Origin of the sequence: Kribbella flavida DSM 17836 (assembly GCF_000024345.1) — a bacterium.
In the GTDB taxonomy this organism is placed as follows: Bacteria; Actinomycetota; Actinomycetes; order Propionibacteriales; family Kribbellaceae; genus Kribbella; species Kribbella flavida.
On sequence record NC_013729.1, the window covers coordinates 5,488,900 to 5,513,969 of the forward strand.

Annotated in this window: 22 protein-coding genes; 11 read left to right on the forward strand and 11 right to left on the reverse strand. The window is 69.4% G+C overall.

The window, feature by feature from the left end:
* Positions 1-44: 44 nt before the first annotated feature.
* Entirely contained in the window at positions 45-518 is a 474-nt protein-coding gene (locus KFLA_RS25235) for a GyrI-like domain-containing protein (RefSeq protein ID WP_012922660.1), read from the reverse strand.
* Between the two features lie 163 nt (positions 519-681).
* Here KFLA_RS25235 and KFLA_RS25240 point away from each other — a divergent pair, with 163 nt between their 5' ends.
* Positions 682-1,986: a glycoside hydrolase domain-containing protein gene (locus tag KFLA_RS25240; RefSeq protein ID WP_012922661.1), complete on the forward strand. Its 1,305-nt coding sequence runs from the start codon at positions 682-684 to the stop codon at positions 1,984-1,986.
* Here KFLA_RS25240 and KFLA_RS25245 read toward each other — a convergent pair whose 3' ends face one another.
* The 6 genes from KFLA_RS25245 to KFLA_RS25270 form a co-directional block, all read right to left on the reverse strand.
* The gene (locus KFLA_RS25245) at positions 1,987-4,860 is read right to left on the reverse strand and encodes a DEAD/DEAH box helicase (RefSeq protein ID WP_012922662.1); all 2,874 of its coding nucleotides are present in this window, start codon (positions 4,858-4,860) and stop codon (positions 1,987-1,989) included. It lies immediately after the preceding gene.
* 73 nt (positions 4,861-4,933) lie between these two features.
* On the reverse strand, positions 4,934-6,409 hold the full coding sequence (locus KFLA_RS25250) for an alpha/beta fold hydrolase (protein ID WP_012922663.1): 1,476 nt from the start codon (positions 6,407-6,409) through the stop codon (positions 4,934-4,936).
* Between the two features lie 103 nt (positions 6,410-6,512).
* Positions 6,513-7,388 carry a diacylglycerol/lipid kinase family protein gene (locus KFLA_RS25255; protein ID WP_012922664.1) on the reverse strand — a complete coding sequence of 292 codons (876 nt, stop codon included), beginning with the start codon at positions 7,386-7,388 and terminating at the stop codon, positions 6,513-6,515.
* Complete coding sequence (gene tatC / locus KFLA_RS25260) at positions 7,385-8,197, reverse strand: twin-arginine translocase subunit TatC (RefSeq protein ID WP_041290489.1); 813 nt, start codon at positions 8,195-8,197, stop codon at positions 7,385-7,387. Before tatC ends, KFLA_RS25255 begins: the two co-directional genes overlap by 4 nt.
* Positions 8,198-8,222: 25 nt before the next feature.
* Positions 8,223-8,546: a twin-arginine translocase TatA/TatE family subunit gene (locus KFLA_RS25265; protein WP_012922666.1), complete on the reverse strand. Its 324-nt coding sequence runs from the start codon at positions 8,544-8,546 to the stop codon at positions 8,223-8,225.
* 52 nt (positions 8,547-8,598) lie between these two features.
* Positions 8,599-8,787, reverse strand: a complete 189-nt coding sequence (locus tag KFLA_RS25270) for a hypothetical protein (protein ID WP_012922667.1) — start codon at positions 8,785-8,787, stop codon at positions 8,599-8,601.
* Between the two features lie 127 nt (positions 8,788-8,914).
* Between KFLA_RS25270 and KFLA_RS25275 the strand changes: the two genes are divergently transcribed.
* Positions 8,915-10,105: a winged helix DNA-binding domain-containing protein gene (locus KFLA_RS25275; RefSeq protein WP_012922668.1), complete on the forward strand. Its 1,191-nt coding sequence runs from the start codon at positions 8,915-8,917 to the stop codon at positions 10,103-10,105.
* Between the two features lie 278 nt (positions 10,106-10,383).
* On the opposite strand, the gene KFLA_RS25280 is transcribed toward KFLA_RS25275, so the two are convergent.
* Positions 10,384-11,361: a helix-turn-helix transcriptional regulator gene (locus tag KFLA_RS25280; protein WP_012922669.1), complete on the reverse strand. Its 978-nt coding sequence runs from the start codon at positions 11,359-11,361 to the stop codon at positions 10,384-10,386.
* On the reverse strand, positions 11,358-12,320 hold the full coding sequence (locus KFLA_RS25285; RefSeq protein ID WP_012922670.1) for a helix-turn-helix transcriptional regulator: 963 nt from the start codon (positions 12,318-12,320) through the stop codon (positions 11,358-11,360). Before KFLA_RS25285 ends, KFLA_RS25280 begins: the two co-directional genes overlap by 4 nt.
* Positions 12,321-12,510: 190 nt before the next feature.
* On the opposite strand from KFLA_RS25285, the gene KFLA_RS25290 reads away from it, so the two are divergent.
* Positions 12,511-13,611, forward strand: coding sequence for a DUF3866 family protein (locus KFLA_RS25290; RefSeq protein WP_012922671.1), 1,101 nt, complete (start codon positions 12,511-12,513; stop codon positions 13,609-13,611).
* A gap of 31 nt (positions 13,612-13,642) precedes the next feature.
* On the forward strand, positions 13,643-14,119 hold the full coding sequence (locus KFLA_RS25295; protein WP_012922672.1) for a hypothetical protein: 477 nt from the start codon (positions 13,643-13,645) through the stop codon (positions 14,117-14,119).
* Between the two features lie 69 nt (positions 14,120-14,188).
* Here the strand turns inward: KFLA_RS25295 and KFLA_RS25300 are convergent, their stop codons facing one another.
* Positions 14,189-15,139, reverse strand: a complete 951-nt coding sequence (locus KFLA_RS25300; RefSeq protein WP_012922673.1) for an FKBP-type peptidyl-prolyl cis-trans isomerase — start codon at positions 15,137-15,139, stop codon at positions 14,189-14,191.
* 471 nt (positions 15,140-15,610) lie between these two features.
* On the opposite strand from KFLA_RS25300, the gene KFLA_RS25305 reads away from it, so the two are divergent.
* The 6 genes from KFLA_RS25305 (at position 15,611) to KFLA_RS25330 (ending at position 21,678) form a co-directional block, all read left to right on the forward strand.
* The gene (locus tag KFLA_RS25305; protein ID WP_158307299.1) at positions 15,611-17,431 is read left to right on the forward strand and encodes an ABC transporter substrate-binding protein; all 1,821 of its coding nucleotides are present in this window, start codon (positions 15,611-15,613) and stop codon (positions 17,429-17,431) included.
* A 68-nt stretch (positions 17,432-17,499) separates the two neighbouring features.
* Positions 17,500-18,567, forward strand: a complete 1,068-nt coding sequence (locus KFLA_RS25310) for an ABC transporter permease (RefSeq protein WP_012922675.1) — start codon at positions 17,500-17,502, stop codon at positions 18,565-18,567.
* A complete protein-coding gene (locus KFLA_RS25315) occupies positions 18,564-19,415 on the forward strand; it encodes an ABC transporter permease (protein ID WP_012922676.1) in 852 nt (283 codons plus the stop codon). Before KFLA_RS25310 ends, KFLA_RS25315 begins: the two co-directional genes overlap by 4 nt.
* 14 nt (positions 19,416-19,429) lie before the next feature.
* Positions 19,430-20,443, forward strand: coding sequence for an ABC transporter ATP-binding protein (locus KFLA_RS25320; RefSeq protein ID WP_063822850.1), 1,014 nt, complete (start codon positions 19,430-19,432; stop codon positions 20,441-20,443).
* A complete protein-coding gene (locus KFLA_RS25325; protein ID WP_012922678.1) occupies positions 20,440-21,456 on the forward strand; it encodes an oligopeptide/dipeptide ABC transporter ATP-binding protein in 1,017 nt (338 codons plus the stop codon). Before KFLA_RS25320 ends, KFLA_RS25325 begins: the two co-directional genes overlap by 4 nt.
* Before the next feature lie 30 nt (positions 21,457-21,486).
* Positions 21,487-21,678, forward strand: coding sequence for a hypothetical protein (locus KFLA_RS25330; RefSeq protein WP_041289475.1), 192 nt, complete (start codon positions 21,487-21,489; stop codon positions 21,676-21,678).
* A 75-nt stretch (positions 21,679-21,753) separates the two neighbouring features.
* On the opposite strand, the gene pafA is transcribed toward KFLA_RS25330, so the two are convergent.
* The gene (gene pafA, locus KFLA_RS25335; protein WP_012922680.1) at positions 21,754-23,115 is read right to left on the reverse strand and encodes a Pup--protein ligase; all 1,362 of its coding nucleotides are present in this window, start codon (positions 23,113-23,115) and stop codon (positions 21,754-21,756) included.
* Positions 23,116-23,306: 191 nt separating this feature from the next.
* On the opposite strand from pafA, the gene KFLA_RS25340 reads away from it, so the two are divergent.
* On the forward strand, positions 23,307-24,500 hold the full coding sequence (locus tag KFLA_RS25340) for an alpha/beta hydrolase family protein (protein ID WP_012922681.1): 1,194 nt from the start codon (positions 23,307-23,309) through the stop codon (positions 24,498-24,500).
* The last annotated feature ends 570 nt before the right edge of the window (positions 24,501-25,070 follow it).

Sequence of the window (25,070 nt, forward strand, 5' to 3'; positions counted from 1 at the left end):
CGTGCCGGGTGCCGCGCAGCACGCAGGGAACGGTCAGACATGTCCTAGTCCTTCAGCCGGAAGAGCAGCTCGGTGTCCCAGTCGTTCAGGTCCGGCACCTCGTCCGGGTCGGAGTGGTAGACCTCCAGCCGGCACCCCCAGTTGTTGCCGTCGGCGTCCCACTGCAGCCCCTCCTGCTCGGCCCAGGCCAGCAGGTCGCCGGTCACCTGCAGCAGCCCGTCCGGATGCCCGTGGTGAGTGACCCTGGCGTACCGCCCGGCCGGCAGCACGCCCGCGACGATCTCCCCATCGGCTTGCTGCGCCTCTGCCACCGGCACGCCCAGCTCGATCACCAGGCCAGCCTCCATGTCCACCACGTCGTACTTGAAGAAGACCGCCCCGGCCGGCTCGACGCCCCGCTGCGCGAGCCAGTCGAACACCTCGTCACCGCGCTCCGCGAAGGCCCCGATCTCGGTCATCCGCACGGTCGCCTTCACCGCGACGTACGGCTGTTCGTCCCGCTCGACGATCTCCGGCATGACTCACCCCTCCTGGTCGGATCACCACATCCTGCCTGATGCGAGCCGCCAGGCGCCGGACGGTCAGGATCGTGGTCGACGGGATGCGCTGAGCCGGGGATTGCCGTGCGCGGCTTTCAGGCGTGTACTGCTGGTGGATGACTGCAGCGGGGAAGTGGTGGCGGTGTTGCGGAGCAAGGTTCTGCTGGTGGTCGGCGCGCTGGTGAGTGGGGCGCTGCTGGTCGGGACGAGCGGGTCGGCGGTGGCCGAGCCGGCGACGGTGGTGGCGTACCCCGGGGGCGCCTCGTCGACCCGGTACAACGGCTGGGCGTTCGACACCTGTACGGCGCCGACGGTCGCGCAGATGTCGGCGTGGAAGGCGTCGCCGTACCGGGCGGTCGGCATCTACATCGGCGGCGGGAACCGGAGCTGCAAGCAACCGCAACTGACGGCCGGCTGGGTCAGCACGGTGACGAAGATGGGCTGGCGGCTCATCCCGATCTACCTGGGCTGGCAGGCGCCCTGCACGCACCGGACGACCGCGCTGAAGATGTCCGGCTCGACAGCGACCGCGGCCTCGCAAGCCAGAGGATCCGCCGCGGACGCGGTCACGAAGGCCAGAGCACTCGGGCTGATCGGTGGTAGTGCGATCTACGGCGACATGGAGCACTACGACCTCGGCAACAGCAGCTGCCGGGCCGCAGTACTGAGCTATCTGTCCGCATGGACGAAAGAGCTCCACCGGCACGGGTACCTGTCCGCCGTCTACGCGCACCAGGACAGCGGAGCGCGGCATCTGGCCGAGGTCTACAACAGCACGGCGTACGCCCGGCCGGACGCGCTGTGGATCGCCCGGTGGGACAAGAAGACCGGACTGTTCAACTGGCCGACGGTGAACAACGCCTACTGGGCTTCCGGTCAGCGGGCCAAGCAGTACTGGGGCGACCACAACGAGACGTACGGCGGGGTGACGCTCAACATCGACAGCGACCGCTTCGACGCGCCGGTGGGGTCGGTGGGCTTCGCCTACTCGGCCACGACCAGGCTCAGCGCACGCAGCGGACCGTCGACCAGCTACCCGGTCGTCGCGACGTACGCCGCCGGCGCGAGCCTGCGCGTCGTCTGCCAGACCTACGGCCCGAAGGTCGGTACCACCACCGTCTGGAACAAGCTGACCTCAGGCGCGTACGTCACCGACTACTACGTCAGCACGCCGTCCAACACGACGTACTCCTACCCCGTGCCCGGTTGCTCGCAGGCCTACCAGACCACCACGTCCCTGACCAAACGCAGCGGCCCCGGTACGTCGTACTCGGCGAAGGGCACACTGCCCAGCGGGTCGCTCGCGTGGATCACCTGCCAGCGGTCCGGCTCCAAGGTGGGCACCACCGCGGTCTGGAACCGGCTGACCGACGGCACCTACGTCACCGACTACTACGTCGCCACCGCCAGCAACACGACCTTCACCGCCGCCGTCCGGCGCTGCTGATCAGGGCTCGTCCACCACCGAGGCGTACGAGATGACGCCGCGGCGGATCTCCTCGGTCACCGCGCGGGCGGTTGCGCGCAGCGGGGTCGGGCCGGCCGCGTCGGCGACCTGCTCGGTGAGGTCGATCAGCTGCTTCACCCAGCGGACGAAGTCGCCGGCCGCCAGGTCCGACTCGTACAGCACCTCGCTGAGCGACGCACCCGACGCCCACCGGAACGCGGCCCAGCAGAAGCCGAGATCCATCGAGCGCAGGAAGTCGACCCGCATGTTCCGCTCCAGGGCGGACAGGTCGCGCCAGATGGAGCCCATCCGCTCCAGCGCGTGCCGGACGTCGCCCTGCGGCAGCCGCGGCGACGTCGGCTCGTCCTTGGACCGCGACTCGTACACCAGCGCCGCCAGGCAGGCCGCGAGCTGCGGCACGTCCAGGTCGTCGAACACGCCTTGCCGCAGGCACTCGGCCGCGACCAGGTCGAGCTCGGTGTAGATCCGGGCCAGCCGGTCGCCGGCCTCCGTCGTCTTGTCGCCGTCCAGGTAGTGCAGCGCGTCCAGCACCTGGCAGACCCGGTCGAACTGCCGGGCGATCGTGTTCGTCCGCTGCTCGATCTTGCGCTGCACCTCGCGGGTCTCCCGGTCGAGCCGGAAGTAGCGCTCGGCCCAGCGGGCGTGGTCCTCGCGGTCCGCGCACCCGTGGCAGGGGTGGGCGCGGAGCTGGGCGCGCATCTCCTGCAGCTCCGGGTCGTCGGCATGCGTGATCACGTCGCGGCCCTTGCTACGGGACGGCGGACCGTCCTCGCCGAGCATGTCGGTCCGGTTCCGCAGCACCTGGGCCAGGTCGCGGCGCTGCTGCGGGTTGCGGGCGTTGAACTTCTTCGGCACCCGCAGCGACCCGATCGCCTCGACCGGCGCCGGGAAGTCGATCATCGACAGCTTGCGCACCTGCCGGTCCAGCGTGAGCACGGTCGGCCGCGGCCCTTCCCGCTCCGAGCGCATGCCCGGGTCGAGCACCAGCGCCCAGCCGGCGCTGCGGCCGGCCGGGATCCGGATGATGTCGCCGATCCGCAGCTTCTCGATCGACTCCTGGGCCTCGGCCCGGCGGTCCAGCTTGCGCCGCTTGGAGCCGGACGACTCGCGCTCACCGATCCGCCGGCGCAGGTCGGCGTAGGAGAGGAAGTCGCCGAGGTGGCAGTCGATCGACTCCTTGTAACCCTCGAGCGCCTCGGTGTTGCGCTGCACCTGCCGGGCCAGCCCGACGACGGCCTGGTCGGACTGGAACTGCGCGAACGACAGCTCCAGCATGTCGCGGGCCCGCCCGCGGCCGACCTGACGGACCAGGTTGACCGCCATGTTGTACGACGGCGAGAACGACGAGCGCAGCGGGTACGTCCGGGTGCTGGCCAGGCCGGCCACGGCGCGCGGGTCGAAGCCGGGCTGCCAGAGCACGACGGCGTGTCCCTCGACGTCGATGCCGCGCCGGCCGGCCCGGCCGGTGAGCTGGGTGTACTCCCCCGGCGTGATGTCGACGTGCGCCTCGCCGTTCCACTTGCTCAGCTTCTCCAGCACCACCGTGCGGGCCGGCATGTTGATGCCGAGGGCAAGCGTCTCGGTGGCGAACACGACCTTGATCAGACCGCGCGCGAACAGTTCCTCGACGACCTCCTTGAACGCCGCCAGCATGCCCGCGTGGTGGGCCGCGATGCCGCGGCTCAGCGCCTCGGCGAAGTCGTGGTAGCCGAGCACGCCGAGGTCCTCGTCCGGCAGGTCCGCGGTCCGCTCGGCGAGCACCCGCTTGATCTCGTCCCGCTCGCTCGGCTTGGTCAGCCGCAGCCCGGATCGCAGGCACTGCAGCATCGCGTCCTCGCAGCCCTTGCGGGAGAAGATGAAGTAGATCGCCGGCAGCAGTGCCCCGGCGTCCAGCTCCTCCACCACGTCGGACCGGTACGGCGTGAAGTGCGACTTGCTCGGCCGGTTCTTCGGCAGGTCCCGGCGGCGGCGCGGTTTGCGCGAGTCGTCGCGGAAGATCCGGTTGTCCTCGCGGGCGATCCGGACCAGCTGCGGGTTGACCAGGTCGCGCAGGTCCGGCGCCGCCGAGGCCGGGGGGCCGGACTTGGCCGGGTTGCCGGACTTGGCGGGGTTGCCCGACTTCGACTTGCCCGACGGGTTGCCGTACAGCGCCGGGGCACCGGCCCGGGCCGTCGGCGCCTCGCCGGCGAACAGGTCGTGCAGCCGCTTGCCGACCATCACGTGCTGGAACAGCGGCACCGGCCGCTTCTCCTCCAGCACCACGACCGTGTTGCCGCGGACCGTCTCCAGCCAGTCGCCGAACTCCTCGGCGTTGCTCACCGTCGCCGACAGCGAGACGACCGCGACCGAGTCCGGCAGGTGGATGATCACTTCCTCCCAGACCGCGCCCCGGGCCCGGTCGGCCAGGTAGTGCACCTCGTCCATCACCACGTACGACAGGCCGAGCAGGGTGTGCGACCCGGCGTACAGCATGTTGCGCAGCACCTCGGTGGTCATCACCACGATCGGCGCCTCGGAGTTGATCGAGTTGTCCCCGGTCAGCAGACCGACCTTGTCCTGGCCGTAGCGGCGGACCAGGTCGGCGTACTTCTGGTTGCTCAGGGCCTTGATCGGGGTGGTGTAGAAGCACTTCTGCCCGCGCTGCAGCGCCAGGTGCACGGCGAACTCGCCGACCAGCGTCTTGCCGGACCCGGTCGGCGCGGCGACCAGCACCTGGTGGCCGTCCTCCAGCGCCGCGCAGGCGCGCAGCTGGAACTCGTCCAGGTCGAAGTCGTAGAGCGCCCGGAACTCCTTGACGGCGGGATGCTCCTGGTCCGAGCGGAAAAGGGCGTACTTCTCGGACGGGGTGCTCATGGCCCCAGGCTATGCGATGCCGTCACCCCCGCTGCTGGACCGGGGTGACGGCACGCGGATATCGCCAGGTTCGTCAGCAGGTGGTGTCCGCCCGCGGCAGCCGACCGGTGAGCAGGTACTCCGTCGTGGTGCGGTCAACACAGGCGTTGCCGTACTCGCGGTACAGGCCGTGCTTGCGGGCGTTCACGCTGAGCAACCGGGAGCCGGTCAGGACCCGGCGGCTGGCGAGCGCCTGGTCCCAGGTGACGCGGGTGTCGCGGGTGGCGGTGATCAGCAGCGCGGGCCGGTCGTTACCGATCGTGACCGGCGTCTGCACCGGACGCGTCGGCCAGTACGCGCAGACCCCGACGTTGCGGACCAGCGATCCGAAGACCGGCTCGGTGCGCCGGTGCCGCTGGATGTCGGGCCAGGCGGAGCGGGCGGTCACCGCGGTCGCCCGGTCCGCGCAGGTGATCGCGGCGAGCGCACTGGCGGTCGCGGACTCCTTGCCGGTGAGCAGGAAGCCGGCCAGGGCCATCAGCGGTGAGTCGGGATCGACGGATTCGCCGCGTGCGGCCGCGCGCAGGTCCATGACCACGCGCGCCAGCATGGCGTTGCCCTCCGGCCGGTCGTCCGGGACCAGCATCCAGAGCATCACCGGGAGCACGCCGGCATCGACTCTGTGCTCCCCGACCGGCAGGGGACGCCGCTCGGCGGTGCTGATCAACTCCTGCACGCCGGCGACGACCTGCGCCGGCGTACGGCCGAGGTGGTACGTCGCATCCTGGCCGGCCGCCCACTGCGCCCAGTCCCGGAGCGCCGCTTCGTTGGCCGGGCCGGTCTCGCGGAGCAGGTCCGAGCCGATCCGGTCCGGGGCGACCGGACCGTCCAGCACGAACCGTCCGGCGTACTGCCCGAACAACTGCAGGTACACCATGCCCAGGTAGCTGCCGTAGGAGTAGCCCAGGTAGTGCAGTCGCGGCTCTCCCAGGGCGATGCGGAGACGGTCCATGTCCCGCGCGGTGTTGGCTGTCGTGGCGTGCGGGAGAACGTCCTTGTCCTTGCTGCAGCGGTCCGCGAGATCGCGGGAGAGGTGCAGCGCGTCGGCGAAGGCCGCCCGGGTCGGCGCCGCCCGCAGGTGCAACGCGGTCGGCCAGCCGCAGTCGAGCGGCGTACTGCGGCCGGTGAAGCGCGGGTCCATCCCGATCAGGTCGTACTGGCCCAGGGTGTCGCGCAGGCGCAGCGGCATGCCCAGCGCGCCGACGCCCGGGCCACCGTCGTTCAGAACCAGAGCACCGATCCGGTCCGCCCTGTCCTTCGCCGGGAGGTGTGAGAACGCCACGGTGAGGTGACGACCATCCGGGTCGCGGTAGTCCAGCGGTACGGAGATCTCCCCGCACCTGGCCTTCGCCTCGTCCAGCTTGCTCCCGAGCTCATCGTCCGGTCCGGTGGCACAGCTCGCGTGCCACCGCACCCCGTCCGCACTCCCCCCGCCGTCCTCGGCGACGGCGTGCCCCGCCGTTCCGGCCAGCACCATCGCCGCCAGCACACTCGCGATCATCGCGCGCATGTCGCGCTCCTTTCGTCGGGTACGACGCTAGGAGGAACGGCGGCGCGCCACAGTCGCCCGTACGCCGCTTCGAGGGTGGCGTACGCACCACCTCCGGCCCGGATCAGGCGTAGACGCTGAGGGCGCCCGGCTCGATCGTGATGTCGACCGGCAGCGGGCCGAGGACCTCGCCGTCGGCGTACGCGGTGACCGTCGGAGACTCCAGCCGGACGGTCGTGCCGCGCAGCGCCAGCACCTTCGGATGGCCGACGTGCGTGCCCTTGGACAACTTGGGGAACATCTGCAGCAGCGTCAGCCGTGACACCGGCTTGATGATGGTGACGTCCAGCAGCCCGTCGTCGATCTCGGCGCCGGCACAGATCTGCAGCCCGCCCCCGTACGTCGGACCGGTGCCGACCGCGACCAGCATCGCGTCGGTTTCGATCACCTCGCCGTCGACCGTCACGACGTACGGCAGCGGCTTGAAGGTGCGCAGCTCGGCCAGCGTGGCCAGGGTGTAGCGGGCGTTGCCCTTGGGCCAGGTCATCGCGTTGGCCCGCTTGTTGACCAGCGAGTCGAAGCCGCCGGCCACCACGGTGGTGATGAACTCCTGGCCGGAAACCGCCAGATCGACCGGGCGGGTCCGGCCGGCCACGATCAGCTCGGCCGCCGCCACCGGGTCCTTCAGCGGTACGCCGAGGCCGCGGGCGAAGTCGTTGCCGGTCCCGGCCGGGATGACGCCGAACGGCATGCCCGACCCGGCGAGCACCTGCGCGGCGAGGTGCAGCGTGCCGTCGCCGCCGACCAGAGCGACCGAGTCCGCACCGGACGCGATCACCTCCGCGGAAATCCGGCCGACGTCCTCGGCGCAGGTGGTGGTGAACTCGTCGACCGTCAGGCCGGCGGCCGCCAGCCGCTGCCGCACCACCGGCGCCACCCGCGCGCCCAGTCCACGGCCGCTGGTGGGGTTGACCACCAGCGCGATCCTGCGCCCGCTCACTCCGCCAGCAGTTCTTCGGTCTTCCGCGCCCGGCGCTTGTCGATGATCCGGGCGATCACCTCGGCGGCGAAGAACAGCGCACACATCGGCAGCGCCAGGAACATCAGCGAGAACGGGTCACCGGACGGCGTCGCGACCGCGCCGAAAACGAAGATGCCGAGCACGATGTACGGCCGGAACTTCGCCAGCGCCGCGGCCGGCACCAGGCCGACGATGTTCAGCAGCACGACCACCAGCGGCAGCAGGAACGCGATCCCGAACACCAGCATCGTGCGCAGCACGAAGTCCAGGTACTCCGGCAGCGTGATCAGGTTCTGCGCGAAGTCCGGGGTGAACCCGATCAGGATCTCGATGCCCTTCGGCAGCGTCCAGTACGCCACCGCGAGCCCGGCCGCGAACAGCGGCGTGGCGATCGCCGCGAACAGCACCGCCCAGCGGCGCTCCGAGCGGTGCAGCCCGGGCGCGATGAACGCCCACAGCTCGTACAACCAGATCGGGCTGGCCAGCATCAGGCCGAACACCAGCGAGATCTTGATCTGGAAGGTGAACGGCGAGGTCACCGAGTTGAAGGTGAGCTCGGGCTCCTTGCCGCCGTTCTTGCTGGCGATCAGGTCCTTGACGCCGGCGTCGAACGGCCGCTTGAGGAAGTCGAGCGCCTGGTCGTAGAAGATGTAGCCGACGACCGACATCAGCACGATCGCGAGCACCGCGATGAGCAGGCGGTTGCGCAGCTCCGCGATGTGCTCGCGGAGCGTCATCCGGCCCTCGTCGTCCTCCGGGCGGCGCTCTTTCCGCCGTCCGATCCTCACCAGCGTCACAGGTGGAGCGCGGGGCTCAGTTGGCCGTGTGCGTCGGCGGCATGCCGTCGCCCGGGGCCTGGCCGTTGACCTGGTTCGGCTGCTGAACCGGCTGGGCCTGCTGAACCGGCTGGGCCTGCTGCACGGGCGGCGTGGTCTGCTGCTGGGCGGTGGGCTGGGTGCCCTCGGTCAGCTCGGCGTCCTTCTTCTTGCCGGTGCCGACCTCCTCCTCCCAGATCTTCTTCGACCGGCCGAGCTGCTTGACCAGCGCGGGCAGCTTGGCCGAACCGAACAGCAGCACGACGATCGCGAGGATGACGAGCCACTCGGCGCCCTGGGGCATACCGATAAGCGGGGCCATGACGATCTCCCTTTCACGACAAACGGTGGCTCACGTGAGACTGGGCCGAATACTACGCCCGGCCGGCGTCCGCCGCCCGGGTCCGTCCGGATCCGCGCGACTGCGCCTGCTCGAGCTTGGACTGGGCGGCGACGAACTCACGTGTCAGCGCCTTGACCTGGCCCCACAGCTTCCGGGCGAGCAGGGCGAGGACCAGCAGCCACACCGCCACCACCGCGAGGAACAGCAGGAACCAGTACATGAGCAGGAGCCTATCCGGTTCTGGGCCCGCACCCACGCCGCCGGGTGTTACCGCGGCCCAACGGTGTCGGAACGTGATGGTAAGAATTGGTGTCCGGCGAGGGCGGGCCGTACGACCAAGGGGGAACATGCTGCGGATCGGGATCGAGCAACGGCGGAGACGACTCGGCCGCCGGCACCGGCTGGCGACGTCGTGCCAGGCGGCCGACCCGGTGCAGGCCGCCGCGTCGCTGGTGGTCCTGCACGCCACCGATCCGGCGACCGTGCATCTGTCGGTCGCGGCCCGGGTGCCGGGCAGCGACGTCACGCACACGGAGCGTGCCCTGTACGAGGACCGCGCGCTGATCCGGATGCTCGGGATGCGGCGCACCGTTTTCGTCGTACCGACGTCGTTGGCGCCGGTGGTGCAGGCGGCGTGTTCCGACGACATCGCGCTCAAGCAGCGCAAGCTCCTGGTGAAGCATCTGGTCGAGGCCGGGATCGCGCCGGATGCCGACAGCGCTGGGCAGTGGTTGCGGTCGGTGGAGGAGTCGACCGCAACGGCGCTGACCCTGCGCGGGTCGGCAACGGCCCAGGAGCTCGCTCAGGACGAGCCGCGGCTGCGCAGCCGGCTGGCGATGGCGACCGGCAAGTCGTACGCCACTCAGCCGTACGTCACCAGTCGCGTCCTCTTCCAGCTCGCCGCCGAGGGCCGGATCGTGCGCGGCCGCCCGCTCGGCACGTGGCTGAGCAGCCAGCACCAGTGGTCCCCGGCGGAGAAGTGGCTGCCCGAGGGACTGCGCGGCGACCTGACCGCGGACGAAGCCCGGACGAAGCTCGCTCGTGCCTGGCTGGAGTCCTTCGGCCCGGGCACACTGGCGGACCTGCAGTGGTGGACAGGCTGGACGCTCGGTCAGACCAGGAAGGCGCTGGTCGCGATCGAGGCGGTCGAGGTCGACCTGGACGGCGCCACCGGCTACGTCCTGCCCGGCGACGAGGCTCCGGAGGTGGAGGTCGAGCCCTGGGTCGCGTTCCTGCCCGCGCTCGACCCGACGCCGATGGGCTGGAAGGACCGCGACTGGTACCTCGGCGAGCACAAGTCCCGGCTGTTCGACACCACCGGCAACATCGGCCCCACCATCTGGGCCGACGGCCGCATCGTCGGCGCCTGGGGCCAGCCCGAGTCCGGCGAGGTCCGCTACCAGCTCCTGGAAGACGTCGGCCGCGACACCCTCGCCGCCATCGAGGACCACGCCGCCCGCTGGACCACCTGGCTCGCCGGCGTCCGCATCACCCCCCGCTTCCGCACCCCGCTGGAACGCCTCCTCAGCCAAGGCTGACCGCCCCCCACCCACGCGTACCCACTCCAGCTCCCCGCGCCTTCGCGTCACCCACGCCACCACCCGCGCCGCGCCTCACCCCCGGCTCCCCCATACCCCCGCGCTGCCCTCCCCGCCAACCCTCCTCCCGCCCTCCACGTCGCCGTCTGAGGGGTTAACCCTGCAAGTGCAGGGTTGGCCCATGGAAATCGGGGAGGCCAACCCTGCATCTGGTGGGTTAACCCCTGAAACGCCGGAGGCAGGCGGACGCCGGGGGCGGCGGAGGCGCGACTCGCCGTTCAGAGGTGGTCGTCGTACGCCGCGAGGGCCTCGCGGGCCGTGCCGGCGATCTGCGCCCCGAGCTCGGCCGGCTCCAGAACCGTGGCTGAGCCACCGAGCCGAAGTACCAGCCGCTGCAGCCAAGCAGTGTCGGCCACCCGCAGCTTGATGATCAGCGACCCGTCCGGCCCTTCCTCAACCGACTCCGTGGGGTAGTACTCCGCCACCCATCGCGCCGGCGGCGCCAGCGAGACGGTGGCGAGCAGATCCCGCTCCGACGGCTGGAACATCCCGTTCGACAGGTCGCGCGGGGTCGCCTCCGGCGGCGGTTCGCTCGGCAGGTCGAGCAGCTTGACCCCGGCGATCCGGTCGAGCCGGAACAACCGCACGTCCTCCGCCAGCCGGCACCACGCCTCGAGGTAGGTACGCCCCTCGGAGACGACCAGCCGCATCGGGTCCACGTCCCGCTCGGTCGTCTCGTCCCGCGACGGTACGTCGTACGTCAGGTGCAGGCGGCGCTGCCCGGCCAGGCCCCGGTTGACCGTCTCGGCGATCTCCGGCGCGGCGGGCTCGACGTGCACGTGGGCGGCCGCGCTCTCGCCGGCCCCCGCACCTTGGCCGGCGGCGGTCTCCAGCTTGCTGATCGCGCGGTCGACGGCGTCGCGGTCCGCCCCGGCCGTCACCTCGCGCAGGGTGCGCAGCGCGGTCAGCAGCGCGAGCGCCTCGTCCGCCGCGAGCCGCAGCGGCCGGGCCAGGTAGTCGGCGTTGTTCAGGTGGATGACGCCCTCGCCCTCGGCGGCGTCGATGTCGATCTCGATCAGGTCGCCCATCTGCGCGCCCGGCAGGCCGCAGAACCACAGCACCTTGAGATCGGCGATGATCTGCTTCGGCCGGACCCCGAACTCCGCGGCGACGTCGTCCACCCGGGCGCCGTCGTTCTCCCGCAGGTACGGCACCAGCGCGAGCAGCCGCTGGACCTGGTCCCGCGCGTTGCTCATCCGGACACCCCTGCCACCGTGCGCAGCCGCCGCAGTACGCCGTCCAGCACGTCCCCGGGGCCCTCCACCACCGCGTCCGGCCCGTACGACGCGATCTCCTCGGCCAGGACGCCGGAGTCGGCGTACGGGACGTGCAGCAGGTCCCAGCCCTGCTCGTACGGCTCGATCGCGTTCGCCCGGCGGCGCAGGCTGACGCAGGACCCGGTCCGGGCCCGCACCTTCGCCTCGGACGTCGGCCGCGGCGGCGCCAGCTCGGCGACCAGCGAGCGGATGTCGGTCCCGGGCGGCACGGTGAACGCGCCGGGCCCGCCGACGGTCTTCACGTTGCCGCCGATCCGGGACAGCCGGAACATCCGGGTCGCCTCGCGGTCCCGGTCGCGCCCGACGACGTACCAGCGCCCGTGCCAGGACACGATGCCCCACGGCTCCAGGGTCCGTCTGGTCGCCTCGGTCGCGCCGCTGCGCCGGTGCTCGAACCGGACCGCGGTGCGGCTGACCACCGCGGACCACAGCGGGTCGAAGGCCGGCTCGGAGGCGCCGACGTGCGGCTCGATCGCGCTCAGCGCGGACTGGTCGGTCTGGATGCCGGCCGCCTTCAGCTTCAGCACCGCCGACGTGGTCGCCTCGGCCAGGCTGGCGTGCTGCCAGACCCGGGCGGCGACGCCGAGCACGGCGGCCTCGTCCGGCTCCAGGTGCACCTCGGGCAGCTCGAAGACGTCGCGGCGGATCCGGTAGCCCACGTCGTCGGAGAAGAACTTGTCGATGGTGCCCATCTCGATCGGGATGCCGAGGTCGCGCAACTCGTCCTTGTCGCGCTCGAACATCTTCTCGAAGGCGTCGTCGGTCTGCCCGGCGTAGCCCTCGACGACCTCGCGGATCCGCTCCTTGGTCACGTACGTGCGCGCGACCAGCAGGCAGATCACCAGGTTGAGCAGCCGCTCACTCTTCCGCGCCGACACCCGACCACCTTACGGGGTTTCCGGGCCGAATCGCGTGCTGCGCGCCGAACAGACGTTCGAGATCGTCGCCGACGGACCCCCACCACTCAGCAAGCCGCCCACACCGCGCCGGCGCACGCTCCATCCGCACGCCGCGGACCCGTTCAGCGGCACTTGGTCAGTGGTGGAGGTTCAGGCTTAGGGTCTGCGTGTGATCCGTTGGCGTGAAGGTGTGGTGACCGAGCTCGGCCGGGCATGGACTGGCGCGCAGGAACTGAAGGTGAGGGTCGGCGAGCAGAGCGTGCGGGCGCTCGCATACCCCGATCTGGTCGGCCGGCCGCAACCGGGCGACCGGGTGCTGCTCAACGTCGGCGCCCTGGACCGCGGTCTCGGCACCGGCGGCTACGCGCTCGTCGTGGCGGTCCCCGACCGCCTGCCCGCCGATCCGCCGGAGAGCGGCCACCTGGTCAAGGCCCGCTACACCCCGCTGCAGGCGATGGTGCTCGGCGCGGACGAGCAGGACTCCCCCGACCACGACGTACTCCGGGACGCCGACGACCTCTTCGGTACGCCGGTTGTCGTGGCCGACCTGCACTCCGCGCTGCCCGCCGTCCTGGCCGGGGTCTACGAAACCCGGCCGACCACCCGCGTCGTCTACGTGATGACCGACGGCGGCGCCCTCCCGCTGGCTTTCTCCCGCACGGTCGCCTCGCTGCGGGACAGCGGCTGGCTGGCCGGCACGGTGACCGTCGGCCAGGCGTACGGCGGCGACCGCGAGGCCGTGACCGTGCACACCGGCCTGCTCACCGCGGTGCACGTCCTGGCCGCGGAGCTGGTCGTGCTCACCCAGGGTCCCGGCAACCTCGGCACCGGGACGCGCTGGGGCTTCTCCGGCGTCCAGTCGGGCGAGGCGGTCAACGCCGTCGGCACGCTCGGCGGCCGGCCCGTCGCGTCGCTGCGGATCTCCGAGGCCGACCCCCGGCCCCGTCACCGGGGCATCTCGCACCACAGCCTCACGGCGTACGGGCGGGTGGCGCTGCAGCCGGCCGACGTCGTCGTACCGGACCTGTCCGGCGACTTCGGCGACGCCGTCCGCGACGCGGCCGAACCGCTGAAGGCCCGGCACCGGGTGGTCCGGGTCGGCGTCGAGGGCCTGTACGACGCCCTGCGGGAGGCGCCGGTCAAGCTGTCGACGATGGGCCGCGACCTCGACGGTGACCGCGCCTACTTCGAGGCGGCGGCGGCTTCCGGGCGGCACGCGGCGCGGCTGGTGGACGTACCACCACCTGGACCGGGGTCCCTGTACTCCTGATGCGCGGCCGCGATCGGCCGATGCTGGAGCCATGACCACCACCGACATCAGACGTCCCCGACCTGTCGTCCGCACCGCACCCCTCACGGCCCGGACGGCCACCAGCGCGTGGTTCCTGGCGGTCGGCGCCGGAGTGGCCGAGTCCGTGCTCGGGCTCGTCGGCGCGATCGGCGACGGTACGCCCGTGGTCGGCCTGGTCGCTCAGGTCGCCCTGCGCACGATCGTGTACGGCGGGCTGTTCGTCACCATCGACCGCTACTTCCGCCACGGCGTGCCGTGGTCCCGCTGGCTGCTCACCGTGCTGCTCGGCACGGTCGGACTGGCCACTTTGCTGATCAGCCCGATCAGCTGGCTGGCCGACGGCGCCGACGTCGCGAGCGTCGACGTGACCGCCGGTTTCGTCGTCTTCGCAGTACTCCGGACCGTGCACGTGCTCGCCGTCATCACGGCCTGCGTGCTGACCTTCCACCCCGACACGACCGCGTGGTTCCGCCGCGCCCGGTCCTGACAAGCCGCACACGCCGCAGGCCGGCTCCCCGGTGCGGGGAGCCGGCCTGCGGACCGGAGCGGGTGGCGACTACTTCTGCTGCTTCCCGGCCGGGAAGTTGTTCATCAGGTCGATCACCGCGAACGCGTTGACGGTCTTGCCCTTGTCGTCCTTCGACGGCGGCAGCTCGACCAGGACCCGGCTACCGACCGGAATGCCGGCCAGCGCGTCCAGCGCACCGGTCTGGCCGGTGGGACCGGGGCCGACCTGCAGCTCGGCCGGCGCGCCCGCCTGGCCCTGCTGGCCGTCCCAGGTGCTGGCCTGCTTCTTGCCGGCGTAGTCGAAGATCACGTACCGCGCGACGACCGTGCTGGACTTGTCGACCGGCTTGCCCTTGCCGGTGGCGATCACGACCGGCTTGCCCGGCTTGGCCGGCGGCTTGGAGCCGGCCGGAACGGTCACCTTCGGCTCGGCGTTCAGCTCGCCGGTGACCTTGAACTTGGTGGCCGGCGCGGCGACCGGGTCGGCATCCAGCTTGGTGTCGTTGGCGGCCGCGGAGACCAGGTCGACGACGAAGATCAGCGTGTCGTCGCCCTTGATGCCGGCCTGCTCGTTGCCCTGCTCCTTGTAGCCCTTGTCGGACGGGATCGAGAGCAGCACCCGGCTGCCGATCTTCTTGCCGACCAGACCCTCGTCCCAGCCGGCGATGACGCCACCGACGCCGATCGGGAACGACGACGGCGCACCGCGGTCGTAGGAGTTGTCGAAGACCTTGCCGTCGCGCCAGATCTGGCCCAGGTAGTTGGCGGTGAGCAGCTCACCCTTCTTCACCTCGGGACCGTCGCCCTCCTTGAGGACCTCGGTCACCAGGGTCTTCTCGGGCTCACCGTCGCGGTGGGTGACGGTCGGCTTCTTGCCGAACTCGGACTCGACCTTGACCCCGGCCGCACCGAAGTCGTCGTTCCCGCCGGACTCGGAGCCGCAGGCGGCCAGGGAGGACCCCAGCGCAACGACCGCGACCACACTCAACAGCTTGCGCACGAACAAGCACCTCGAAATATCACGGCGCGGACCCCGCGCCTTGATGGACAGCCATGAACGCGCCCACCCTAGCGGGCACGGACAAGTCGCCGACCACCACCTGCGTCACCGTTCGGTCACGTCACGCAGCGTCGACAAAACCCTGCCCCGGACGGCGGCCGGGCCAAGACTCACCGGCCGCGCTACCTCGGCGTCCTGCTCAGCGGTCGAGTCGACAGGACGTCGACATGAGTCCTGCGGGTACTTCTCGGCCAGGGAGTCACAGCACAGCCCGAGCACGCGGTTCGCGAACAAGCATGGCCGTATCGCTCACGAAGTAGTTCCTCCATCCTCTTTACTAAACCGCTCGATCTCGACATGATCGGAGCCCGACGCCCGCCCCGGTCGAGAGGATCGACGATGATGTTGCCTCGAGTAATCTGTCGCGCCCGAAGGCGCCTGCTGGCCCTGGTCTCGGCATGCCTGGTGATCATGTTGGTGACAGCCTGCACCGCAGGCACGGCAGGCGGGGGAAGCCCGGCCAAGAACTCCGGGAACGCCGGCGGCACAGACGCCGCAGGAGGCGACTCCAGCAAGGTCCTCACCTTCTTCCCGTGCTGCAGCTGGAACACGACGTGGTCCTTCAACCCGTACAACGTGAACCAGCTCGGCATCCAGAACGACTTCATCACCATGCGGCTGGCGATCGCGAAAGCACCGAGCCTGACGGAATTCGTCCCGCAGCTGGCCGACAAGTGGGCGGTCGAGAACGGCAAGCTCAACGTCCACCTGCGCGACGATGCGAAGTGGCAGGACGGCACGCCGGTGACGAGCAAGGATCTGCACGACACCGCCATCTTGAACGGGCTCCGCGGTGACGGGTTCTGGAACGACATCACCGGCGTGGACATCGTGGACGACAAGACGGTCGCCTTCACCCTGAAGGAAGGCCAGCCCGAGTCACTGGCGAAACTGGACATCTTGAACGCCATCCGCCCGTACCCGTCCAGCGTGTACGGCCAGCTCGTCACCGACGAGCTGAAGCAGGACGTGATCAAGTATTTCCGCACGCTGCAGCAGAATCCGGAGCAGGCCACGAAGCTGGCCGAGGCCCGGCGGATGGGCGATGCGTTCAAGAACCTGGCCGCGCTGAAAGTCGACAAGTTGATCGGCAACGGGCCGTTCCGGCTGGAGAACATCACCACCAAGGAAGCCAAGCTGGTCAAGTGGGACGGGTTCTGGGACGCGGACCAGATCAAGTTCGCCGGCATCCGGTACCTGAACGGATCCAACCAGACCGTCTATCCGCAACTGTTCAGCGGAAACGTGCACCTGTCCAACGTGTACATGCCGCCGCCCATCCTCAACCGCTGGAAGACGACCCCCAACTCCAACACGGCGCTCTCGCTCGGCTTCGGGTTCGCCATCGTCTTCAACAGCAATCAGAAGCCGCTCGACTCCAAAGCGGTACGGCAGGCACTCGCGTACGTGATTCCGCGGCAGCAGATCAGCGAGGCGGCCTACGGCACCGATGACGCGGCCGGTGGAACCTGGAAGGAAGTCAGCACGGGCATCTCACCGACGCTCGAGGAGCTCTACCTCAAGCCGGAGCAGATCGAGCAGCTGAACAAGTATCCGGTCGACGCGGCCAAGGCGACCGAACTGCTGCAGGGCGAGGGCTTCACCAAGAAGGGCGATCAGTGGATGAAGCCGGACGGCAAGCCGTTCACGATCACCTTCACTGCCAACGCCGAGACCAGCGACATCGTCACGTCGTTCAACTCCGCAGCCAAGGCGCTGACCGCGTTCGGGATCAAGTCCGAGGTGAACGCGACCTCAGGGGCGCAGCAGGACGCCGATCAGCACAACGGCGACTTCCAGGCCGGCATGGCGTTCGTCGGTGGCAGCAACCCGCTCGGGATGTACAACTTCCTGCTCGGCCCGGGATACAACTTCACCCGCCAGGGCAACTACGCCGGAAAGCGCGGGATCGGTTTCGGCCCGAAGAAGAACGTTCCTGGTCTCGGTGAGGTCGACGTGGCCAGCACCATCGACCGGCAGGTCCGCACGGTCGAACCGGGCGAGGAGATGAACAAGCAGGTGTGGAACTGGGCGCAGCTGGTCAACGAAGAGGTGCCCTACATCTGGTACGCCACCAAGGTCTACCAGTTCCCGTTCTCCACCAAGGACTTCACGAACTGGCCGCCCTTGGGCGAGAACAACACCAGTGAACTGTGGGACATCATCAGCGCCGATATGACCGGCGGGCTCTCGCTGGCGATGCAGCAGGGCTACATCACTCCCAAGCCGTAAGTCCTTCACTTTCCGGACGACACCGCACGCGTTGTCGATCGACACGGCCCCGACCCCGGAAGGCGCTGATGGTTTCCTACGTCCTGAAACGACTGGCGATGTCGTTGCTGATCATCTACATCGTCGTTTCCCTGTCGTTCTTCATGATCCGGCTGATGCCCGGCAACCCGATGGCGGCTTTGGAGGCCCAGCTGCGGATGCAGGGCGGCCTCAGCGAAGTTGAGATCCAGCAACGGATCAGCGCCGTCTACAGCGTGACGCCCGACGCTCCGGTCTGGGAGCAGTACGTCCAGTACGTGTGGGGCGCGCTGCGTGGCGATCTCGGCCGCCCGATCACCAATCCGGGCACCACCGTGGTGGCGGTGATCGCCGAGGCCTTGCCCTGGACGATCATGGTGGTGGCGGTGTCGCTGATCATCAGCTTCGTCATCGGTATCGCGGTCGGTGCGATGATGGCCGCCTTCCAGGGCAGCCGGTTGTCCCAGTCGGTGACCTTCATCGTCTCCTTTCTGAGCGCCATTCCGAGCTATCTGGTGGCGATCGCGCTGCTCTACGTGCTGACCAGTGTCTATCAGGTGTTTCCGTCCGGTGGAGCCTACGGAGTCGATGTCACACCAGGGCTGAACGGCCCGTACGTGATCAGCGTGCTCTACCACGCCGTCCTGCCGATCGCCGCGTCGGTGATCACGTCGTTCGGCGGATGGGCGCTCGGTATGAAGGGCAGCGCGGTCTCAGTGCTCGGTGCCGAGTACGTCCGGGCGGCCGAGTCACGCGGACTGAGCGATCGCCGGATCACCCAGTCCTACGTCGGGCGGAACTCGATGCTGCCGATGGTGACGCAGCTGGCCCTGTCCGTGGGCTTCATGTTCGGCGGCTCGGTGTTCATCGAGACCTACTTCCAGTACCCAGGGATCGGGTTCTACATGATCCAGTCGGTCGGCCAACGCGACTACTCGTTGATGATGGGCTGCTTCCTGTTGATCACGGTCTCGGTGATCATCACCAATCTGCTGGTCGACCTGCTCTACCCGTTGGTCGATCCCCGGATCGCCAATCCGGCCGCCCGCGCCCGCGCCGCTGACCAGCCCACCGACCCCGATCAGGAAGTGCTGCCGGCAGGAGGTTCGATGGCATGAGATTCCTCAGCGACCTGTGGCGGATCCTGCGCCACGACAAGGGGGCCCTGATCGGCGGAGCGATCGTGCTGATCTACTGCCTGGCGGCGGTCTTCGGCCCGATGCTCGTCGAGGTGGGCACCGAGCAGGACGCAAGCCAGGCGTACCTGCCTCCGTCACTGGAGCACCCTCTCGGCACCGACTCCCTCGGTCAGGGTGTGCTGTCCCAGATCATCGTGGGCACCCGGCCGATCATGATCGTCGGCGTGCTGTCCGCGGTGATCACGGTCTTCGTCGGCGTGGCCATCGGACTGCTGACCGGGTACGTCGGCGGAGTGGCCGACACGCTCATCATGCGCGTCACCGACATCTTCCTCACCATCCCCGGCCTGCCGCTGATCATCGTCCTCGCCAGCGTGATCAACACCACTAACCCGGTGGTGCTGGCCTTCATCCTGTCGATCACCGCCTGGGCCGGGCTGGCCCGGGCGATCCGGTCCCAGGCCATGAGCCTGCGCAGCAGGGAGTTCGTCGAAGCCGCCAAGCTCCAGGGTGTGTCCCTCGGCAACATGGTCGGACGGCAACTGCTTCCGAACGTCGGGCCGTACGTCGCGATTCACTTCCTGCTGGCCATCACCGGGGCCATCTACGCGTCCGTGGGCCTGTTCCTGCTCGGCATCGCTCCGATCAGCGGCAACAACTGGGGCATCATGATCAATCTCGCGATGGCCCAAGGAGCGTTGTACACCACCGACAGCGCGTTCTACCTCTTCTCCCCGATGGCCGCGATCGTGATCCTGCAGGTTGCGTTCGTGTTCTTCTCCCGCGCGCTCGACAGCGTGTTCAACCCGAGGCTGCGTGTCCAGTGAACGGCGTGACCAGCGTGAGCACAGACGACCAGACCCTGCTGGAGATCGACGACCTGACGGTCGCCTTCGGCGACGGCGCCGGCTCGGTCCGCGCCGTCGAGAACGTCAGCCTCTCCGTCGCCGCCGGTGAGATCTACGCCTTGGTCGGCGAGTCGGGCTGTGGCAAGTCCACCCTGGCGTATTCGATGCTGCAGATCGTGCCGCCGCCGGGCCGGGTCACCGGCGGCAACATCAGGTTCCGGGGACGTGACCTGGTCACGATGTCGAAGCGCGAGCTCAACGCCTTGCGCGGTGCCGAACTGGCGATGGTCTTCCAGGGCGCGATGAACGCGTTCAATCCGGTCGTGACCATCGGCACGCAGGTGGACCACATCTTGCAGGCGCATCCTGAGGTGTTCCCCGATCCGAAGGAGGGCCGCAAACACTTCGAGCACCTTCTCGAGCTCGTCCAACTCCCGCCGAAGCGGATCTGGAAGTCGTTCGAGAGCCAACTGTCCGGCGGGATGAAGCAACGCGTGGCGATTGCCGTTGCCTTGTTGCTGAAGCCGTCCGTGGTGATCCTGGACGAGCCGACCACGGCGCTGGATGTCCTCAACCAGCGGCTGGTGATCGACATCCTCAAGGATCTTCATCGCGATCTCGGGGTGACGATCGTCTTCGTCACGCATGATCTTGCGGTCGTCGCCGAGGTGGCCACCCGCGTCGCCGTGATGTACGCGGGTCGTCTGGTCGAGACCGGGACGGTCGAGGAGATCTTCAAAGCTGAACGCCGGCATCCCTACGTCGAGGCGCTGATCAACGCGATTCCGAGCGTGCTGGACGCGGGCCTCAGGGTCCAGCCGATCGGCGGCGCGGTGCCGAATCTCGCCGATCTGCCGGCCGGCTGCCGGTTCGCTCCGAGGTGCCGATTGGCGGAGGACATCTGCCGGCACAGCGAGCCCCCACTGCTCGGCGATGGTGGTGGGCACCTCGTGGCCTGCCACGTCGTGAATCGCGATGTCGTACCGATGGAGGTGTCGAAGGCATGAGCCTGCTCGACGTGCGGAATGTGACGCACACCTACGACACCGGCACCGGCAGGCCGGTACTGCACAACGTCGAGCTGTCCACCAAGGAGGGCGAGATCGTGGCCCTGGTGGGCGAATCCGGCTGTGGCAAGACCACGCTGGGCCGACTCATCGCCGGATTGCACGAGCCCAGCAGCGGCAGCATCTCCTTCGAGGGCAGCGACATCGCGGGACTGCGGGGCAAGCAGCGCAAGGACTGGCGGCGTCGCGTCCAGATGGTGCATCAGGATCCGTACGGTTCACTGAATCCGGGGCTGACCATCGGCGCTACGTTGGCTCCGGGGATGCTGCGGCACAAGTTGGCGAACCGGCGAACCGTCCAGGCGGAGATGATCAAGCTGTTGCAGCAGGTCGGGCTGGACGCCACGCCGGCGTTCCTGCAGCGATACCCCCATCAGTTGTCCGGGGGTCAGCGGCAGCGGGTGTCGATCGCCCGGGCCATCAGTCTGCAGCCGAAGCTGATCGTTGCCGACGAGGTGACCAGCATGCTCGACGTGTCGATGCGCGTCGCGATCCTCGACTTGTTGCTCTCGTTCCAGCGCGATCGTGGCATCGGGTTCGTCTTCATCAGCCACGACTTCGGGGTGGTCCGGTACTTCGCGCAGGGCGGGCGTATCGCGGTCATGTTCTACGGCCACATCGTCGAAGAAGGCCCGGTCGAGGAGCTGATCAAGACACCCAGCCACCCGTACACGCACATGCTGCTCCAGGCGATTCCCGTCCCGGATCCGGTGCTGGTGCGCAAGCGGGACGCGGAGGGCGGCGGTTCCGAGCGGCTGACCGGCGAGCCCTCGACGAAGGGATGCGTTTTTTCCAACCGGTGTCCGTTGGTCCAGGACGTCTGCCGCAAGGAGGCTCCGCCGCTCATCGACATCGGCTCCGGTCACCGGACCGCCTGCTTCTTCTTCGACCAGATCCCACCGCTGAAGCACCTGGCTGCCGACGAGGCAAGCCCTCAGCCCAACCGGTTGTAGGTAGTGACCATGATGAGGACGGCGGCCAGGGTGCTGCTGCGGATCGGCATCGGTCTGCTGATCATGTCCCTGCTGATCCGGCCGGCGATCGAGACCCCGCACGGGATGATGGGTGACAACTTCGCCATCGTCGCCTGCCTGGCGCTGATCATCACGGCCGCGCTCGGGATGAAGTTCGCGCCCGATGAACAGGCCGGTCAGAAGCGCGACGGCGACGATTGACGTTCTGCCCTTCCGTCTACAGGGATCTGTACGTGGGGTGCAGCGCCTGGGCGTTCGTCGTGCCGGGCGCTGACCTCACATGCTGGCGATGAGCTTCTCGACGCGCTCGTCGTGGGACTTGAACGGGTCCTTGCACAGCACTGTGCGCTGGGCCTGGTCGTTCAGCTTCAGGTGCACCCAGTCGACGGTGAAGTCGCGCCGCCGCTCCTGCGCCCGTTTGATGAACTCGCCGCGCAGCCGCGCCCGCGTGGTCTGCGGCGGCACCGACTTGGCCTCGAAGACGCGCAGGTCGTCGACCACCCGGGTGACCGCGCCCTTGCGCTCGAGCAGGTAGTACAGCCCGCGCGGCCGGTGGATGTCGTGGTACGCCAGGTCGAGCTGGGCCACCCGCGGGCTGGCCAGGCCGAGGTTGTTCTGCGCGCGGTAGCGCTCGATCAGCCGGTACTTGATCACCCAGTCGATCTCGCGCTCGATCCCGGACAGGTCGCCGGACTCGATCGCCTTCAGCGTCCGCTCCCACAGCGACAGCGCCCGCTCGACGGCCGGCGTGCCGAGCTCGCGGCGGTCGACGAAGTCGCGCGCCTTCGACAGGTACTCGCCCTGGATGTCCAGCGCGCTGGCCTCGCGGCCGTTGGCCAGCCGGACCTCGCGGCGGCCGGTCATGTCGTGGCTGATCTCGCGGATCGCCCTGATCGGGTTGTCGAGGGTGAGGTCGCGCATCACGATGCCGGCCTCGATCATCCGCAGCACCAGGTCGGTGCTGGCCACCTTGAGCAGCATCGTGGTCTCGGACATGTTCGAGTCGCCGACGATCACGTGCAGCCGGCGGAACCGCTCGGCGTCCGCGTGCGGCTCGTCGCGGGTGTTGATGATCGGCCGGGACCGGGTGGTCGCGCTGGAGACGCCCTCCCAGATGTGCTCGGCGCGCTGCGACACGGAGTACACCGCGCCGCGCGGCGTCTGCAGCACCTTGCCGGCGCCGCAGATCAGCTGCCGAGTGACCAGGAACGGGATCAGCACGTCGGCCAGCTTGGCGAAGTCGCCGTGCCGGCTGACCAGGTAGTTCTCGTGGCAGCCGTAGCTGTTGCCGGCCGAGTCGGTGTTGTTCTTGAACAGGTAGACGTCGCCGAAGATGCCCTCGTCGTGCAGCCGCTTCTGGGCGTCGACCAGCAGTCCCTCGAGGATCCGCTCACCGGCCTTGTCGTGCGCGATCAGGTCGGTGACCGAGTCGCACTCGCCGGTCGCGTACTCCGGGTGGGAGCCCACGTCGAGATAGAGCCGGGCCCCGTTGCGGAGGAAGACGTTGCTGCTCCGCCCCCAGGACACGACGCGCCGAAACAGGTACCGCGCCACCTCATCGGGGGTCAGTCGGCGCTGACCGCGAAAGGTGCAGGTGACGCCGTACTCGTTCTCCAGACCGAAGATTCGCCGGTTCACACCAACCACAGTACGTCGCGGCTCCGACATCCGGGTCCCGTTCCAGGCGCGCCGCCAGTATGCGTTACCCAAAGTCAACCCACCGCGCTCCGATCCGCCCGCACCGCACGGTCCGCCGCCGGGTGGATCTTCGGGTGGAGGCCGGCCGGCACGCTCGCCGCCGGCGCGCCGCCACTGCGACGGTGAACCGTATGAGAAAACCCATCACAGCAACGATCACGGCCTTCGCACTAGCCCTCGCGGCGACTGCGTTGCCGGCCGGCCCCGCCCGCGCGTCCCTGGCGAGTCCGGCAGGCCGTTCTGCCTGTGGTTCCGGACTCGTCCTGCGCCTGCCGGCACCCACCGGCCGCCATCAGGTCGGCACCACCACGCTGCACCTCGCCGACCCCAGCCGCCCCGATCCCTGGAACAAGTCGGCGACCCGCGAACTGATGACCACCGTCTACTACCCGGCCTCCACGGTCCACGGCTTCGCGCCGGCCCCGCACCTGACCCCGGCGGCCGCAACCGTCTTCGGCCGGCTCGACGCCGGCGTCCTGCACCCCGAACTCCCGAGCTGCGGCGTCGACTGGGCCGCCACCACCACCCACGCGTACGCCGGTGCGCCTGCCGCCGCCGGTCGTCGTCCGGTCCTGCTCTACAGTCCCGGCGGCGCCGACCCCCGCACGATCGGCACCAGCCTCGCGGTGGACCTCGCGAGCCACGGCTACGTCGTCGTCACCCTCGACCATCCCGGCGAGACCAGCGAGGTCGACTTCCCCGGCCGGCCTCCGCGCACGATCGAGGTCACGCCGGCCGTCCAGACCGATCCCGTGCTCAACCGGCTGATGATGACGACTCGCTTCGCCGACACCCGCTTCGTGCTCGACCAACTCGAACGCCTCGCCGCGGGCCACCACCCCGACGCCTCCCACCGCCCACTCCCCCGCGGTCTGCACCGCGCGCTGGACCTTCGCCGGGTCGGCGTCTACGGCCACTCCGCAGGCGGCGCCACCGCTGCCCAGGCGATGTACCAGGACCGCCGCATCGACGCCGCGGTCAATCTCGAGGGCTACCTGGACCTGGCCGACGGCTCGCTCCACCCGATCGCCCAGCACGGTACCGACCGCCCGCTGCTGCTCGTCGGCACCGACGGCTTCCGCGACGCCCGCTTCGACCGGACGTGGTCGGCCATGCTCGCCCACGACGGCCCGGTACGCCGCGTCGAGCTACGGCAGTCCCGCCACTGGGTCTTCACCGACTACGCCGCCTTCGCCCCGCAACTCGTCGCCGCGGGCCTGATGACCCCCGCCGAGCGCACCTCGCTGATCGGCGACCACCCGCGCGCGATCCCCGTCGTACGGGCCGTCGTCCGCAGGTTCTTCCAGCACTCCCTCGCGCGCTGACCACCTCCCGCACCGCCCGCCGCCGCCACGACGATCCCGCCGCCTCGACTTTGAGCACGGTCCAGCCGTTTTCGCCGCGTGAGAACGGCCGACCGGTGCTCAAAGCGCGGACCTCGTACGCCCCGAGCGGCGCAGGGTGAGCAGAACGAGGTGACCGACGACTGCGAGCTCCACGGAGCTCGGGACGCGGCACACCCGCTCCCAAGACCCACCTTGAGCACGGTTCAGCCGCTCACGCCGCCTCAGAACGACCGAACGGTGCACAAAGCGCGGACCTCGTACGCCCCGAGCGGCGCGGGATGGGCACAACGAGGTGACCGACGACTGCGAGCCCCACCGGGCCAAACGCGGCACACCCGCTCCCAAGACCCACCTTGAGCACGGTCCAGCCGCTCACGCCGCCTCAGAACGACCGAACGGTGCACAAAGCGCGGACCTGGTACGGCCTGAGCGGCGCGGGGTGAGAGCAGAACGAGGTGACCGACGACTGCGAGCTCCACGGAGCTCGGACGCGGCACACCCGCTCCGAAGATTCACCTTGGGCGCGGTCCAGCCGTCTGCGCCGCGTGA